The 13127-nt window shown below is 74.4% G+C and carries 13 protein-coding genes; 7 read left to right on the top strand and 6 right to left on the bottom strand.

Annotation, left to right across the window (positions count from 1 at the left end; translation table 11 throughout):
* The first annotated feature begins 105 nt into the window (after positions 1 to 105).
* The 3 genes from KPF22_RS24415 to KPF22_RS24405 all read left to right on the top strand — a co-directional run bounded on the left by KPF22_RS24415 (position 106) and on the right by KPF22_RS24405 (position 1191).
* Complete coding sequence (locus KPF22_RS24415; RefSeq protein ID WP_208819827.1) at positions 106 to 324, top strand: hypothetical protein; 219 nt, start codon at positions 106 to 108, stop codon at positions 322 to 324.
* Between the two features lie 17 nt (positions 325 to 341).
* The gene (locus KPF22_RS24410) at positions 342 to 716 is read left to right on the top strand and encodes a cupin domain-containing protein (RefSeq protein ID WP_062400727.1); all 375 of its coding nucleotides are present in this window, start codon (positions 342 to 344) and stop codon (positions 714 to 716) included.
* Positions 717 to 777: 61 nt separating this feature from the next.
* Positions 778 to 1191, top strand: a complete 414-nt coding sequence (locus KPF22_RS24405) for an META domain-containing protein (protein ID WP_208819825.1) — start codon at positions 778 to 780, stop codon at positions 1189 to 1191.
* Between the two features lie 9 nt (positions 1192 to 1200).
* On the opposite strand, the gene KPF22_RS24400 is transcribed toward KPF22_RS24405, so the two are convergent.
* Entirely contained in the window at positions 1201 to 2052 is an 852-nt protein-coding gene (locus tag KPF22_RS24400) for a helix-turn-helix transcriptional regulator (protein ID WP_224403392.1), read from the bottom strand.
* Positions 2053 to 2152: 100 nt separating this feature from the next.
* Here KPF22_RS24400 and KPF22_RS24395 point away from each other — a divergent pair, with 100 nt between their 5' ends.
* On the top strand, positions 2153 to 2872 hold the full coding sequence (locus KPF22_RS24395) for an SDR family NAD(P)-dependent oxidoreductase (RefSeq protein ID WP_224403391.1): 720 nt from the start codon (positions 2153 to 2155) through the stop codon (positions 2870 to 2872).
* A 16-nt stretch (positions 2873 to 2888) separates the two neighbouring features.
* Here KPF22_RS24395 and KPF22_RS24390 read toward each other — a convergent pair whose 3' ends face one another.
* Positions 2889 to 3665, bottom strand: a complete 777-nt coding sequence (locus KPF22_RS24390) for an alpha/beta hydrolase family protein (protein WP_224403390.1) — start codon at positions 3663 to 3665, stop codon at positions 2889 to 2891.
* A 51-nt stretch (positions 3666 to 3716) separates the two neighbouring features.
* On the opposite strand from KPF22_RS24390, the gene KPF22_RS24385 reads away from it, so the two are divergent.
* Together KPF22_RS24385 and KPF22_RS24380 are read left to right on the top strand one after the other, a co-directional pair.
* On the top strand, positions 3717 to 4928 hold the full coding sequence (locus KPF22_RS24385; RefSeq protein ID WP_308010462.1) for a macrolide family glycosyltransferase: 1212 nt from the start codon (positions 3717 to 3719) through the stop codon (positions 4926 to 4928).
* A 128-nt stretch (positions 4929 to 5056) separates the two neighbouring features.
* A complete protein-coding gene (locus KPF22_RS24380; protein WP_224403389.1) occupies positions 5057 to 6580 on the top strand; it encodes an alpha/beta hydrolase in 1524 nt (507 codons plus the stop codon).
* A gap of 16 nt (positions 6581 to 6596) precedes the next feature.
* Here the strand turns inward: KPF22_RS24380 and KPF22_RS24375 are convergent, their stop codons facing one another.
* Positions 6597 to 7619: a YdcF family protein gene (locus tag KPF22_RS24375; protein WP_224403388.1), complete on the bottom strand. Its 1023-nt coding sequence runs from the start codon at positions 7617 to 7619 to the stop codon at positions 6597 to 6599.
* 144 nt (positions 7620 to 7763) lie between these two features.
* On the opposite strand from KPF22_RS24375, the gene KPF22_RS24370 reads away from it, so the two are divergent.
* Positions 7764 to 9188 carry a ferric reductase-like transmembrane domain-containing protein gene (locus tag KPF22_RS24370; protein WP_224403387.1) on the top strand — a complete coding sequence of 475 codons (1425 nt, stop codon included), beginning with the start codon at positions 7764 to 7766 and terminating at the stop codon, positions 9186 to 9188.
* Between the two features lie 34 nt (positions 9189 to 9222).
* Here the strand turns inward: KPF22_RS24370 and KPF22_RS24365 are convergent, their stop codons facing one another.
* From KPF22_RS24365 to boxC, 3 genes are all read right to left on the bottom strand, one after another.
* Positions 9223 to 9801: a hypothetical protein gene (locus KPF22_RS24365; RefSeq protein ID WP_224403386.1), complete on the bottom strand. Its 579-nt coding sequence runs from the start codon at positions 9799 to 9801 to the stop codon at positions 9223 to 9225.
* Positions 9802 to 9910: 109 nt separating this feature from the next.
* On the bottom strand, positions 9911 to 11323 hold the full coding sequence (gene boxB, locus KPF22_RS24360) for a benzoyl-CoA 2,3-epoxidase subunit BoxB (RefSeq protein WP_073576197.1): 1413 nt from the start codon (positions 11321 to 11323) through the stop codon (positions 9911 to 9913).
* A gap of 3 nt (positions 11324 to 11326) precedes the next feature.
* On the bottom strand, positions 11327 to 13039 hold the full coding sequence (gene boxC, locus KPF22_RS24355) for a 2,3-epoxybenzoyl-CoA dihydrolase (protein ID WP_224403385.1): 1713 nt from the start codon (positions 13037 to 13039) through the stop codon (positions 11327 to 11329).
* Positions 13040 to 13127: the final 88 nt, after the last annotated feature.

Raw genomic sequence — 13127 nt, 5'->3', positions numbered from 1 at the left:
GACGCCCGCTGCAGCGGATATACCCCCCCAGGGTATTCCCGGTGGACGGGTCGAGCGGGGTACCGTCGTGGCCGTCCCGCGGGGACACCACGGGAGGTGGTCGGCGTGGTCCGGGTCGAGGGGCACTGGCGCAACCGCAGCTGGGTCGCCGCGCACTACCGGCACCCGATGCGGCCCGGTGCCGACCAGACGGTGCTCGTCCTGCCGCACGCCCGGACGGTGTGCATCGACCTGTCCGCGCACGGCGGGCCGTTCCCCGCCGAGGCGGTGGACGGGCGCCCCGCACCGGCGCTGCCCGCACCCCGGCCGCCCGCCGAGCGCTGACGCGGCAGGATGGTGCCGTGCCGAAGCTGATCGAGAACGCCAGCCGGGTCACCGCCGCCGGGACCCCGCCGAAGACCATCGACGAGTACGTCGGGCGGGTGAACTCCGGCGACGGCCGGGTCTCGGTCGCCCACATGCGCAGCCCGTCGGGCTGGGCCGAGCCCGGCCAGACCCCGGAGTTCGACGAGTACACCCTGGTCCTGCGCGGCGCACTGCGGGTCGAGTTCGACGGCGGAGAGCTCGACGTCGCCGCCGGGCAGGCCGTGCACACCGCGCCGGGTGAGTGGGTGCGCTACAGCTCGCCCGGCCCCGACGGCGCGGAGTACGTGGCCGTCTGCCTGCCCGCCTTCGAGATCGGTGCCGCGCACCGTGACGACGAGCCCGGGAGCTGATCCGCCCCGTGGTGCCGCACCACGGGAGCGGTCGGGGGCCCCGATCCGGTACACCTGGGACGTGACGATCCGGACGGTTGCCCTCGCCGCCCTCGCCGCGCTCCTGCTGGCCGGATGCGGCACCGGCGGCGCCACGACCGCCGGCGCGGGCACCAGCGGCCCGCACGCGGCCATGGCCGCCGACCTCACCGGTGTCCGCTGGCTGCCCGCCGACGGCACCGCGCAGGGCCGGGCGTTCGCCGAGTTCGCCCCGGACGGCACCTGGACCGGATCGGACGGCTGCAACGGCCAGAGCGGCGAGTGGACCCTCGGCGACGGCGGTGCGCTGCGGGCGACGGCTGGCCTGAGCACGATGATCGGCTGCGAGAACGTGCCCGTCGCCCGCTGGATCTCCGAGGCCGTCCACGTCGAGGTCGACGGGCCCGACCTGCTCCTGCACGGGGCCACCGGCGCCCCCGTCCGGCTGGTGCGCTGACCGGGCCGGTCAGGGTCGCGGCGCGGCCACCTCCTGGGTGCCCAGCACCCGCAGCAGGGCCAGCGCGTCGGCGTCGGGCGAGCCGGGGGCGGCGGAGTAGACGAGCAGGCGCTGGTCGTCGTCGTCGATGCGCAGCAGCACGCAGTCCAGGGTGAGCGCGCCGAGCGCGGGGTGGGCGAAGGTCTTGCGGTCGTCGAGGTGCTCGACGACCGTGCGCTCCTCCCACAGCGACGCGAACCGGGGGCTGCCGCGGCGCAGCCGGTCCACCAGCGCGGCCAGCTCCGGGTCGTCGGGATGGCGGGCCTGCGCCGCGCGGGCGTCGGACACGAGGGCGCGGTCGCGGCGGTCCCGCTCGTCGTCGTCGGCGACGACGACCCGGTCGGTCCCGTCGAGGAAGTGCTGCACCCACAGGTTGCGCCGCTCCTCCGGCAGCGCGGACAGGTCGCCCAGCAGCGCCGTCGCGGGCGGGCTCCAGGCCAGGACGTCCGTCCGGGCGTTCAGCAGCACCGCGGGCAGGTCGGAGAACCGGTCCAGCAGCCGCAGCACCGCGGGGCGCACCGAGCGGCCGATCCGGCCCGGCCCCGGCGGGACGGCCCCGGCCAGCCGGTACAGGTGCTCGGCCTCGGCCCGGTCCAGGCGCAGCGCCCGGGACAGCGCGCCGAGCACCGACTCCGACGGGTGCGCGCCCCGGCCCTGCTCGATCCGCGTCAGGTGGTCGACCCCCACCCCGGCGAGGGCGGCGACCTCCTCCCGGCGCAGGCCCGGCGTCCGGCGACGGGGGCCCGCCGGCAGCCCGACGTCGGCCGGGCGCAGCCGCTCCCGCCACGTCCGCAGCACCCGTCCCAGTTCCGTACGGTCCACGGCTCCAGGATGCCCGCGCCGGCCGTCCACAGCCTGGTACGACCGGTCCCCGGCTACGCCGTGCCTGGCCGGACCCACCGGCCGGGCGCAGGCTCGTGCCATGACCGACTCCACGATCGTCCTCGTCACCGGCGCCAACAAGGGCCTCGGCCTCACCACCGCCCGGCGCCTCGGCGCGCTGGGCCACACGGTCCTGCTGGGCTCCCGCGACCACGGCCGCGGGACCGAGGCCGCCGGGAAGCTGGCCACCGAGGGGATCGACGCCGTCGCCGTCGACCTCGACGTCACCGACGACGCGTCGGTCACCGCGGCGGCCGACCGCATCCGGGCGGAGTACGGCCACCTGGACGTCCTGGTCAACAACGCCGGCGTGGTCGGCGGCCGCGCGACCGCGGCGGACACCACCGCCGACCTGGTCCGCACGACCTACGAGACCAACGTGTTCGGCCCGGTCCGGGTCACCCACGCGATGCTCGGTCTGCTCGCGGCGGCCCGGGCCCCGCGGATCGTCATGGTGTCGAGCGGCCTGGGGTCGCACGGGCTGACCGCCGACCCGGAGCGGATCGAGTCGCGGGTGCCGGGGTTCGCGTACCAGTCGTCGAAGGCGGCGCTGAACATGGTCGCCGCGCGGTACGCCGCCGAGCTGCCCGACGTCCACGTCGCCGTGGTCGACCCCGGCTACACCCGGACCGACCTCAACGGGAACTCCGGCACCCAGACCGTGGAGGAGGGCACCGACGCGATCGTCGCCGCCGCGACCGGGGACGCGTCTGCGGCGTCGGGCTCCTACGCCGACCGGCACGGCCCGCTGCCCTGGTGAGCGGGCACGCGAGGGCTCAGCGGGACAGCGGCAGCCAGTCCAGGACGTCGCGGATCCGGGCGTCCCAGTAGCCCCACTCGTGCTCGCCGGGGCCGAACGCGGTGCTCACGGACACCCCGGCGGCCCGGGCCAGCTCGGCGAAGCGCACCGACTGCGGGTGCAGCGGGTCCTCGGTGCCGGCGCACACGTACAGCGCGGGCGCCGCGGCCGGGTCGAGCCGGGCGAGCAGGGTGGACAGGTCCGCCTCGGTGCCGGCCACCGGGGCGCCGTCGAGGATCCGCTCCCAGATCCGGGGGTCCTCCTCGCGGGGCGGGCCCGCCGCCAGCGCGGCGAGGTCGAGCGCCCCGGACAGCGACGCCGCGGCCGCGAACCGGCCGGGCTCGGCCAGCGCCCAGGACAGCGCGCCGTAGCCGCCCATCGACAGCCCCGCCACGAACGTCTCCGCCGGGTCGGCCGACACCCGGAAGAACCGCGCCACCAGCGCCGGGAGCTCCTCGGTCACCCACGTGCGGTAGCGGCCGCCGTAGGCCTGGTCGGTGTAGAAGCTGCGGTGCACCTGCGGCATGACGACGGCGAGACCCAGCTCGTCGGCGTACCGCTCGACGGCGGTGTAGCGGGTCCAGGCGGTGTCGTCGTCGGACAGGCCGTGCAGCAGGTAGAGCACCGGTGGCGGGGCGTCGAGGTCGCGCACCCCGGCGCCGATCCGGGTCCGCGACGGCTGGGGCAGCAGCACCGTGACCGAGGTGGCCAGTCCGAGGGAGTCGGCGACGACGTCGCAGCGCAGCCGGGCCATTCCGGAGATCCTCGTCGGCGCGCGACCGGCCGGTCAAGGCACACTCTGGTCGTGCACGTCCTCATGTCGACCACCGCCGCGCACGGCCACGTCCACCCGAACCTGCCGGTGATGGCCGAGCTGGTCGCCCGCGGCCACCGCGTCACCTACCCGGTCCCGGAGCGGTTTGCCGAGGCCGTCGCCGCGACCGGGGCGACGCCGCTGCGGATCCGCACCGGCCTGCCCGACCCGGCGAAGGGCGAGCAGTGGCCCGACGGCGGGATCGAGGCCATGCGGCTGTTCTCCGCCGAGGCCCGCTCCGCCTACGACCAGATCGCCGACGCGCTGCAGTACGAGCACCCCGACGTCGTCTGCTACGACGGCAGCGGCTGGGCCGGGCACGCGTTCTCCCGGGTCCGGGGCATCCCGCGGGTGGAGCTGTCCCCGCACATGGTGGCCTGGGACGGCTTCGAGACCGACATGGCCGAGGCCTTCGCGTTCCTGGAGACCCCCGAGGGGCTCGCCTGGCGCGCCGAGCTGGACGCCTGGCTCGACGAGGTCGGCGCCGGTGTCGGGAGCCGGGAGTTCCTCGGCCGCCCCGACCGCTCGGTGGCGCTGATCCCCGAGGCGATGCAGCCCGAGCTCGACCGGGTCGACCGCGACCGCTACACGTTCGTCGGCCCGGTCATCGGCGACCGCTCGCACCAGGGGCTGTGGCCCAAGCCGACGGCCCCGCTGCTGCTGGTGTCGCTCGGCTCGGCCTACACCGACCGGCCGCGGTTCTGGCGGGCCTGCATCGACGCCATGACCGGCACCGGCTGGCAGACCGTGCTCGCCACCGGCCCGCACGTCACCCCGGCCGACCTCGGCGAGGTCCCCGACGACGTCACCGTCCGGGAGTGGGTGCCGCAGCTGGCGGTGCTGGCGCACGCGTCGGCGTTCGTCACCCACGCCGGGATGGGCGGCTGTACCGAGGGGCTGTGGCACGGCGTCCCGATGGTCGCGGTCCCGCAGGCGGTGGACCAGTTCGGCAACGCCGACCGGATCGCCGCGCTCGGCGTCGGCGAGCACCTGCCCGCCGACGCGGTGACCCCGGAGACGCTGCGCGAGGCGGTGCTGCGGGTGTCCTCGTCGGAGGAGGTCGCGCGCCGCTGCGCCGAGGAGAAGGCGACCGCCCGCGCGGCCGGCGGGGCCGCGGCCGCCGCGGACGTCGTCGAGGGGCTCGTCCCGTCCGCACGGTGCGCGACCTGCGCGCTCGTCGGGGGTTGTGGCGGTCGCGGCTGAGACGTCCGTTTCACGTTGATCCGTTCGGGCTACCGTCGGGCGCGGCGATTGTGGACGCAGCGTCGCCGGTGGCACGGTCGGCCTCTCGGTCGGGGGGGCGGGCGCGTGCGTCCGGAGAGGTGGAGCCGGTGCGCAGGACGATCATCACGCTGCTCGTCGCCGTGGGGGTGACGCTCGGGACGGCCGGTCCGGCCCTGGCCGCGCCCGCCCCGCCCGCGCCGCCGCCGCCGCCGGGACAGGGCATCACGTGGGGTCCGTGCACGAGCCCGTCGCTGCAGCAGGCCAAAGCCGAGTGCGGTTTCCTGAAGGTCCCGCTGGACCACGCGGAGCCCGCCGGCAAGAAGATCGAGATCGCGGTCTCGCGCGTCCGGCACACCGTCCCGCAGGCGCAGTACCAGGGCGTCGTGCTGGTCAACCCCGGCGGTCCGGGCGGCCCCGGGCTGGGCCTGTCCCGGCTCGGCTCCGCCGTCCCGAAGAACGCCGGCGCCGCCTACGACTGGATCGGCTTCGACCCGCGCGGCGTCGGCACCAGCCGGCCCGCGCTCAGCTGCGACCCCGACTACGGCGGCTACGCGCGTCCGGACTACCGGCCGGAGAACGGCGCCGAGAAGGCGTGGCTGCCGCGGGCGAAGGCCTACGCCCGGGCCTGCGGGAAGGCCGGCGGCGAGCTGCTCGCGCACCTGCGCACCGAGGACACCGTCCGTGACATGGACCTGATCCGCCAGGCGCTCGGCGCGAAGCAGATCAACTACTACGGCTTCTCCTACGGCACGATGCTCGGCCAGGTCTACGCCACGATGTTCCCGGACAGGGTCCGCCGGATGGTCCTCGACGGCGTCGTCGACCCCCGTGACTGGTGGTACCGGGCCAACCTGAACCAGGACGTCGCGTTCCAGCGCAACATCGAGACCTTCTTCGACTGGGTCGCCAAGAACGACGCCACCTACCACCTCGGCACCACCGGCGACGCCGTCGAGAAGCGCTTCTACGACCTCGCCGCGGAGTTCCGGAAGGCCCCACTCGGCGGGCGGATCGGGTCCTCGGAGTGGACCGACATCTTCCTGCGCGCCGGCTACAACGTGGGGGAGTACACCTCCGTCGCCGACGCGTTCGTCGCCGGCACGAAGAAGGACGCGGCGAAGCTCAAGGCCGCCTACGACCAGGCGGGCTCGCCCACCGACGACAACAACTACGCCGTCTACCTCGCCACCCAGTGCACCGACGCCCCGTTCCCGCACGACTGGGCCACCTGGAAGCGCGACAACACCGCCACCGACCGGAAGGCGCCGTTCGAGACCTGGGGCAACGCCTGGTACAACGCGCCGTGCCGGGACTGGCCGGTGAAGTCCGGGCCCGCACCGAAGGTCGCCGGGACGCTGCGGACCGGCCCGCTGCTGATCTCCGAGACCTACGACGGCGCCACCCCCTACGAGGGCGCACTCCAGGCCCGGCGGACCTTCCCCGGCTCGTCGCTGGTCGAGGGCGTCGGCGGGCACACCCACTCGTCGTCGCTGTCGGGGATCGCGTGCACCGACGACACGGTCGCCGACTACCTGCTCACCGGCGCGCTGCCGAAGCGGACCGGCGGCGACCGGTCGGACAGGCAGTGCCCGCCGCTGCCGCCGCCGTCCCCGACGGCCGCGGGCGGCTGAGCCGGCCTCAGCCGGCTCAGCTGCCGACGAGCACGAGCACCAGCGGCACCGGGACGGCGACGAGGGCCAGCAGCACCGCGTTCGCCACCCGGTACTCGCGCAGCACCGCGACGAACTCGCGCAGCACCGCGCTGGGCCAGTAGTAGCCGGCGGTCGGCGCCCCCACGGCCTGGGCGTCCACGCCGAGCCGCCGGGCCAGCAGCGCGGCCCGGAACGCGTGGTAGTTGCTGGTCACGATGACCCCGGGGCCGTCGCCGACCAGTGCCGAGCTGAACCGCAGGTTCTCCTCGGTGGTCCGCGAATCGGTCTCCGCGGTCAGCACCGCCGGGTCGGCGCCGTGCGCCGCGGCCCAGCGGGCCATCGCCTCGCCCTCGGCGAGCCGCTCGTCGTCGCCCTTACCGCCGGACAGCACCAGCCGTCCGGCCCCGCGCCGCGCCAGCTCGTCCATGCCGGTCGCGATCCGCGTCGCCAGCAGCGGCGGCACCTCGCTGCCGTGCAGCCCGGAGCCGAGCACGACCACCCAGTCCGCGGGCCGGTCGCGCACCAGCCACCGGTAGAGCCGTGCGTAGCCGAGGAACGCGGCGAACTGGAACGCCAGGAACGCCGCCGCCAGCAGGCAGGCCAGCCACAGCGCGCGCAGCACCAGCGAGTGCAGCGCCAGCACCGGCCAGACCGCGACGAGCAGCCCGATGATCGCCAGACCGGTGAGCAGCGACAGCGAGTTGCCGAGCGAGAACCGCTCCCGGCGCAGCATCACCGCGCCGTTGAGGACGCAGAACACCGCGAACACCACCGTGATCAGCGGCGACAGCACGACGACGAGCCCGAGCGCGCCGAACACCGGGTTCCCGCCGGACCCGGCGACACCGAGCACCCACCCGAGGAGCAGCGTGGTGGCCAGCAGCCAGTAGGCGTTGCCCAGCCGTCGGGGGTCGCGCCGGATCCGCCGCACGGTGAACACGGTGACGACGACCGCGAGCACGACGGGCAGCACGACCGCGAGGACGGTCACGAGCAGGGTGAGGGACGAGTCGGACATCGACGACGATCCTTCTCCCCGCCCCACGGACCGGCCCCGGACGGTCCGGGCGGCCACCCGGTCGTGGCGGCCGGCGGTCGGCCCGGTGCGCCGGACCGGGTCCGGCGACGGCGCCGCCCGGCGGTCGGGGAGGATGACGGCACTGTGTCGTCCCTCTTCACCCCCACCGTGCGCGTGCCCGGTGGCCGCTTCAAGCCGGACCCACCGGTCCCCGCGCGCGACGTCGCCCGCGCCGACCGCCGGGTCCGCCGTGCCACGGGCGTCCTCGCCGCCCTCGCGGTCCTGCTCGTTCTCGCCTGGTGGGTCGACGGCGGGGGCGCGACCGGGCTGCTGGGGGGCGGCACCGGGGCCGTCGCCGAGACCGGACGGCTCTGCGGGCTGCTGGCGTCGCTGCTGCTGCTCGGGCAGGTGCTGCTCGCCGCCCGGATCCCGCTGCTGGAGCACGCGTTCGGCCAGCGGCACCTCATCGCGCTGCACCGCGGTACCGGGATCGCCTCGTTCGCCGGGATGCTGGCGCACGTCGGCTGCGCGAGCTGGGCGCACGGCCCCGCCGGCGCGGGCCGCGTCCCCGCCGGGTTCTGGCAGCTGACGTGGACCTGGCCCGGGATGGTCGCGGCCTCGCTCGGCACCGTCCTGGTGGTGCTCGTCGTCGTGACCAGCGCGCGGTGGATCCGCACCCGGCTGCGCTACGAGTGGTGGCACCTGCTGCACCTGTGGGGCTACGCCGGGGTGTTCCTCGCGCTGCCGCACCAGCTGTGGGCGGGGCGGGAGTTCACCACCTCGCCGTCGCGGACGGTGTTCTGGTGGGGGCTGTGGTCCGCCGCGGTGCTCGCCGTCGTGGTCTGGCGGGTCGCGGTCCCGGTGCTCCGGTCGCGGCGCCACCGGATCACCGTCGCCGCGGTGCTGCCCGAGGGCGACGGCAGCGTGTCGGTGCACATGACCGGCGACCGGCTGCGCGAGCTCGGCGCCTCGGCCGGGCAGTTCTTCGTCTGGCGGTTCCGGTCCGGGCGTGGCTGGCCCGCGGGCAACCCGTACTCGCTGTCGGCACCGCCGACGGCCCGCTCGCTGCGGATCACCGTCAAGCAGCTCGGCGACGGCAGCGCCGCCGTCCCGAACCTGCGGCAGGGCACCCGGGTCTACATCGAGGGCCCCTACGGCAGGCTCACCCCGCGCACCCGGACCAGCCCGCGGGTCGCGCTGATCGGCGCGGGCGTCGGGATGACCCCGTTGCGGGCGCTGGCGGAGAAGTTCCTCAACGAGTCCGCCGACGTCGTGGTGGTGCACCGCTTCACCCGCGAGCCGCTGTTCGCACGGGAGTTCACCCGCCTCGCCCGGGAGCGGAACCTGCACGTGGTGGCCTCGCCCGGGCGTCGCCGGGGGGCGGGGTCGTGGTGGGGCGCCGACGCGGGCCGGGCCGACGACCTCGCCGCGCTGCGCGCCCGGATCCCCGACATCGCGGTGCGCGAGGTGTACGTGTGCGGGCCCGGCCGGTGGACCGCGATGGTCCGGCGCACCGTGCTCGGCGCCGGGGTGCCGGAGCGGCGCGTGCACGTGGAGAACTTCGGCTGACGACGCGTCCGGGAGCCCGGGCGGGGCGGGCGGGTCAGGGCGCCAGACGCTGCAGCAGCGCCATGACCTCACCGAGTGTCGTCTCGACCACCCGCAGGCGCTGCACCTCCTCGCTGCCGGGCGGCACGGGCGTGCCCGCCGCACCGGGACGACGACGGGGCAGCGCGGCCGGGCCGCCGGTGTCCGACGTGTCCGGAGCGGTCGACCCCGGGGCCGGCGACCCCGTGTCCGGTGCGGCCGGGCCCGGCGACCCCGTGCCCGCGGCGGCCGGGGACAGGGGCATCGGGGTCGCGGGAGCCGGGTCGCGCCGTCGTTCCAGCTCGTCGAGGCGCTGCAGGGTCGCCTGCAGGGTGGCCTCCGCGCTGTCCGCCCGGACCGTCTCCCGGCGGCCCTGTTCCACGAGCCGGGCGACCCAGCTCGCCCAGGCGTCGACCTCGGCCCGCCGGTAGCCCCACGGGGCGGTGCCGAACACCGGGGGCGACGCGTCGTCGGTGTGGTCACGGCCGAACCGGGCGGCCACACCCGCGCCGCCGGCCCGGTCGTCGACCCGGTCGGCGGTGTCGCCGGCGTCGTCGTCGCGTTGTGTGCCCGCCGCACCCCGTCCTGTGACCACGGGGTCAGTCAACGGGCCCGATCCGGGGTCACGCGAGCGCGACGGGCGGCGAACGGCCACCCGGTCGGCGAACGGTGACCACTCTCGGTGAACGGTCCGGTGTGGACGATCAGGCGAGGTGGACGTACTCGTACTCGAAGGGCTTGCCGTTGATCCCGTTCGACGGCGGCGCGATCCAGCCCGCGATCTTCCCGGGCTCGTAGACCGGCCGCATCAGGTTCTGCACGAACGTCCGGTCCGCCTCCGACGGCAGCCAGTCGTCCTGGCGGGACGCCCAGACGTCGGCGGAGATCAGGTCGCCCTTCGGGGTGAGCTCGTGGGAGGAGAACAGCCCGACCTGCCGGTTGAACCCGACGTGCGGGAGGTACACACGGTCGTCGAACCCGTTCTTCTCCAGGATGCGGTTCCAGCGCTTCAGCCCGGACTGGCAGTCCTTCACGTACTCGTTGCGCAGGTCCAGGTTCAGTGCCAGCAGGGCCGGGACCTCGTCGGTGACGACGCCGCCGTCGCGGACCTGCTCCATGCCGTAGCCGTCCTCGGTCAGCACGTGGTCGTCGCGACGCCGCTCCTCCTGCCAGCGGCCCTTGAGTCCGGCGGTGAAGTAGTTCGCCGCGTTCGTCGACTGCTCGGAGCCGAACAGGTCGAGGCTGACCGAGTAGTGGAAGTTGATGTACTTCTGGATGACGTCCAGCGGGATGCCGCCGTGCGGGGCGATGTCGGCGGTGTCGTGGGAGCGCATCAGCTCGCAGGTCCGCTGGATCACCCGGTCGATGCCGGTGGTGCCCACGAACATGTGGTGGGCCTCCTCCTTCAACATGAACTCGCAGGTGCGCGAGAGCGGGTCGAAGGCGGACTCCTTCAGCGTGCCGAGCTGGTACTTGCCGTCCCGGTCGGTGAAGTAGGTGAACATGAAGAACGACAGCCAGTCCGGGGTCTCCTCGTTGAACGCGCCGAGGATGCGGGGGCTGTCCAGGTCGCCGGAGTTGCGCTGCAGCAGCGCCTCGGCCTCCTCGCGGCCGTTGCGGCCGAAGTAGGCGTGCAGCAGGTACACCATCGCCCAGAGGTGACGGCCCTCCTCGACGTTGACCTGGAAGAGGTTGCGCAGGTCGTAGAGGCTGGGGGCGGTCTCGCCGAGGCGGCGCTGCTGCTCCACCGAGGCGGGCTCGGTGTCGCCCTGGATGACGATCAGGCGCTGCAGGTCGGCGCGGTACTCGCCGGGGACCTGCTGCCAGACCGGCTCGCCGCGGTTCTCGCCGAAGGCGATCCGGCGGTCGTCGGAGCGCTCGGCCAGGAACACGCCCCAGCGGTACTCCTCCATCGCGACGTGCCCGAACTGCGCCCAGCCCTCCTTGCCGACGTCGACGGCGGTGCGCAGGTAGACGTCCTGGGTCGGCACGGCCGGGCCCATCGTCTTCCACCAGGTGAGGAAGTTGGGCTGCCAGGACTCCAGGGCGCGCTGCAGCTTGCGGTCCCCGGCGAGGTCGACGTTGTTGGGGATCTTCTCGGAGTAGTCGATGCTCATGGCTCACACCCGCTTGCGGTCGAAGTCGGCCCTGCGGCCCGTCCCGTACTTGCGCAGTGCGCCCTCCGGCCCGGAGGCGTTCGGGCGCACGAAGATCCAGTTCTGCCAGGCGGTGAGCCGGCCGAAGATGCGGCTCTCCATCGTCTCCGGCCCGACGAACCGGTGGTTGGCCTCCATCCCGGTCAGCGCGTCCGGCGAGAGCGAGGCCCGCTCCTCAAGCATGATGCGGACCTCGTCGTCCCAGTCGATGTCGTCCGGGGCGTCGGTGACCAGGCCCAGCTCCAGCGCCTCGGCCGCGGTGAGCCGGCGCCCCACCTCCTTGCGGAGCGTGGCGACGTGGTCGTCGTCGCCGTGGAAGCGGCTCGCGAGCCGGGACGGCCCGTTGGGCATCGGGAAGGTGCCGAAGTTCGACGCCGTGAGCATGATCTGGGCCTCGTCGCCCTGCTCGTCGCCCTCGATCGTGCCGTCGAGCATGTACTGGCGGTCGCAGGCCAGGGCCAGCTCCAGCAGCGCACCGGCGAAGCAGGAGCCCGGCTCGACCAGCGCGATCAGGCTGCGGCTGGTGACGTCCAGGCGCTTGAGCGTGCGCTTGAAGTAGTGCCGGATCTCGTTGACCAGCCAGTCGTCGCCGGAGTGCTGCTCGATGACGCGCTCGAAGGCCAGCGCGTCCTCGACGTCGCCCCGGGTGCGGATCACCCAGGTGCCCAGCTCGGGTTCGTTGCTGCGCAGCCGCAGGACCAGGTCGTCGAGCTGGCGGGTCATGGCCAGCGGCCAGAAGTCCGCGCCGAGGGCGTGCACGCGCTCGATGCTCTCCGGGACACCGCCCCCGGGCCCGTCGACGGTGATCTCCACCAGGCCCCGGTCACGGTCGAACTCCGCGCGCACGTGCGGGTAGGTGATGCCGTCGGCGGTCTCGGTGCGCTCCAGCGGGGGCAGCTCGATCCCGTCCTCCGCGGGCAGCCGCGTCGACGCCGCCGCGGCCTCGACGGCCCGCTCGGCCACCGTCTCGTCCCAGCGGCGCTTGGGGATCACCTCGTCGACGAGCTTCCACTCGACGGCCTGCCTCCCGCCGAAGCCCTCGGACCTCGTGGCGAACACGTCGGCGCGGTCCTTGCGGACGCGGCGCTTGTCGGTGACGCGGGTGAGGCCGCCGGTGCCGGGCAGCACGCCGAGCAGCGGGACCTCGGGCAGCGCGACGGTGGAGGAGTTGTCGTCGATCAGCAGGATCCGCTCGCAGGCCAGCGCCATCTCGTAGCCGCCGCCGGCGGCCGTGCCGTTGACGGCGGCGATCCAGGTCTGGCCGGAGTACGCGGTCGCGTCCTCGATGCCGTTGCGGGTCTCGTTGGTGAACTTGCAGAAGTTCACCTTCCACGGGTGCGAGGACCCGGCGAGCATCCGGATGTTCGCGCCCGCGCAGAAGTTGCGGTCCTTGGCGCTGGTCAGCACGACGGCCCTGACCCGGGGATGGGTGAACCGCAGCCGCTGGGTGATGTCGTACAGCTCGATGTCGACGCCGAGGTCGTAGGAGTTCATCTTCAGCTCGTAGCCGGGGACGAGGCCGCCCGCCTCGTCGACGTCGAGCTTCACGAACGCGACCGTGGGGTCGTCCGGGTCGAGCGCGAGCTGCCAGTGCCGGTAGCCCGACGGGGCGCGGTCGAAGTCCACCCGAGGGACGTCTCCGTCGTCCGGGTCGACGGACGGGTCTGCACTGCTCATGGACTCCGCTCCTCCACGCGTCGTTGCGGCCATCAAAGACTACAACCAGATGACGTGGCGACGGAAGAGTGTGGAGTATCGGGGTGTG

It is taken from the genome of Pseudonocardia sp. ICBG1034 (assembly GCF_020131375.1).
Classification (GTDB): Bacteria; Actinomycetota; Actinomycetes; order Mycobacteriales; family Pseudonocardiaceae; genus Pseudonocardia; species Pseudonocardia alni.
The sequence above is the reverse complement of the archived record's forward strand: the minus strand, read 5'-3'. Positions and strand labels throughout refer to the sequence as shown.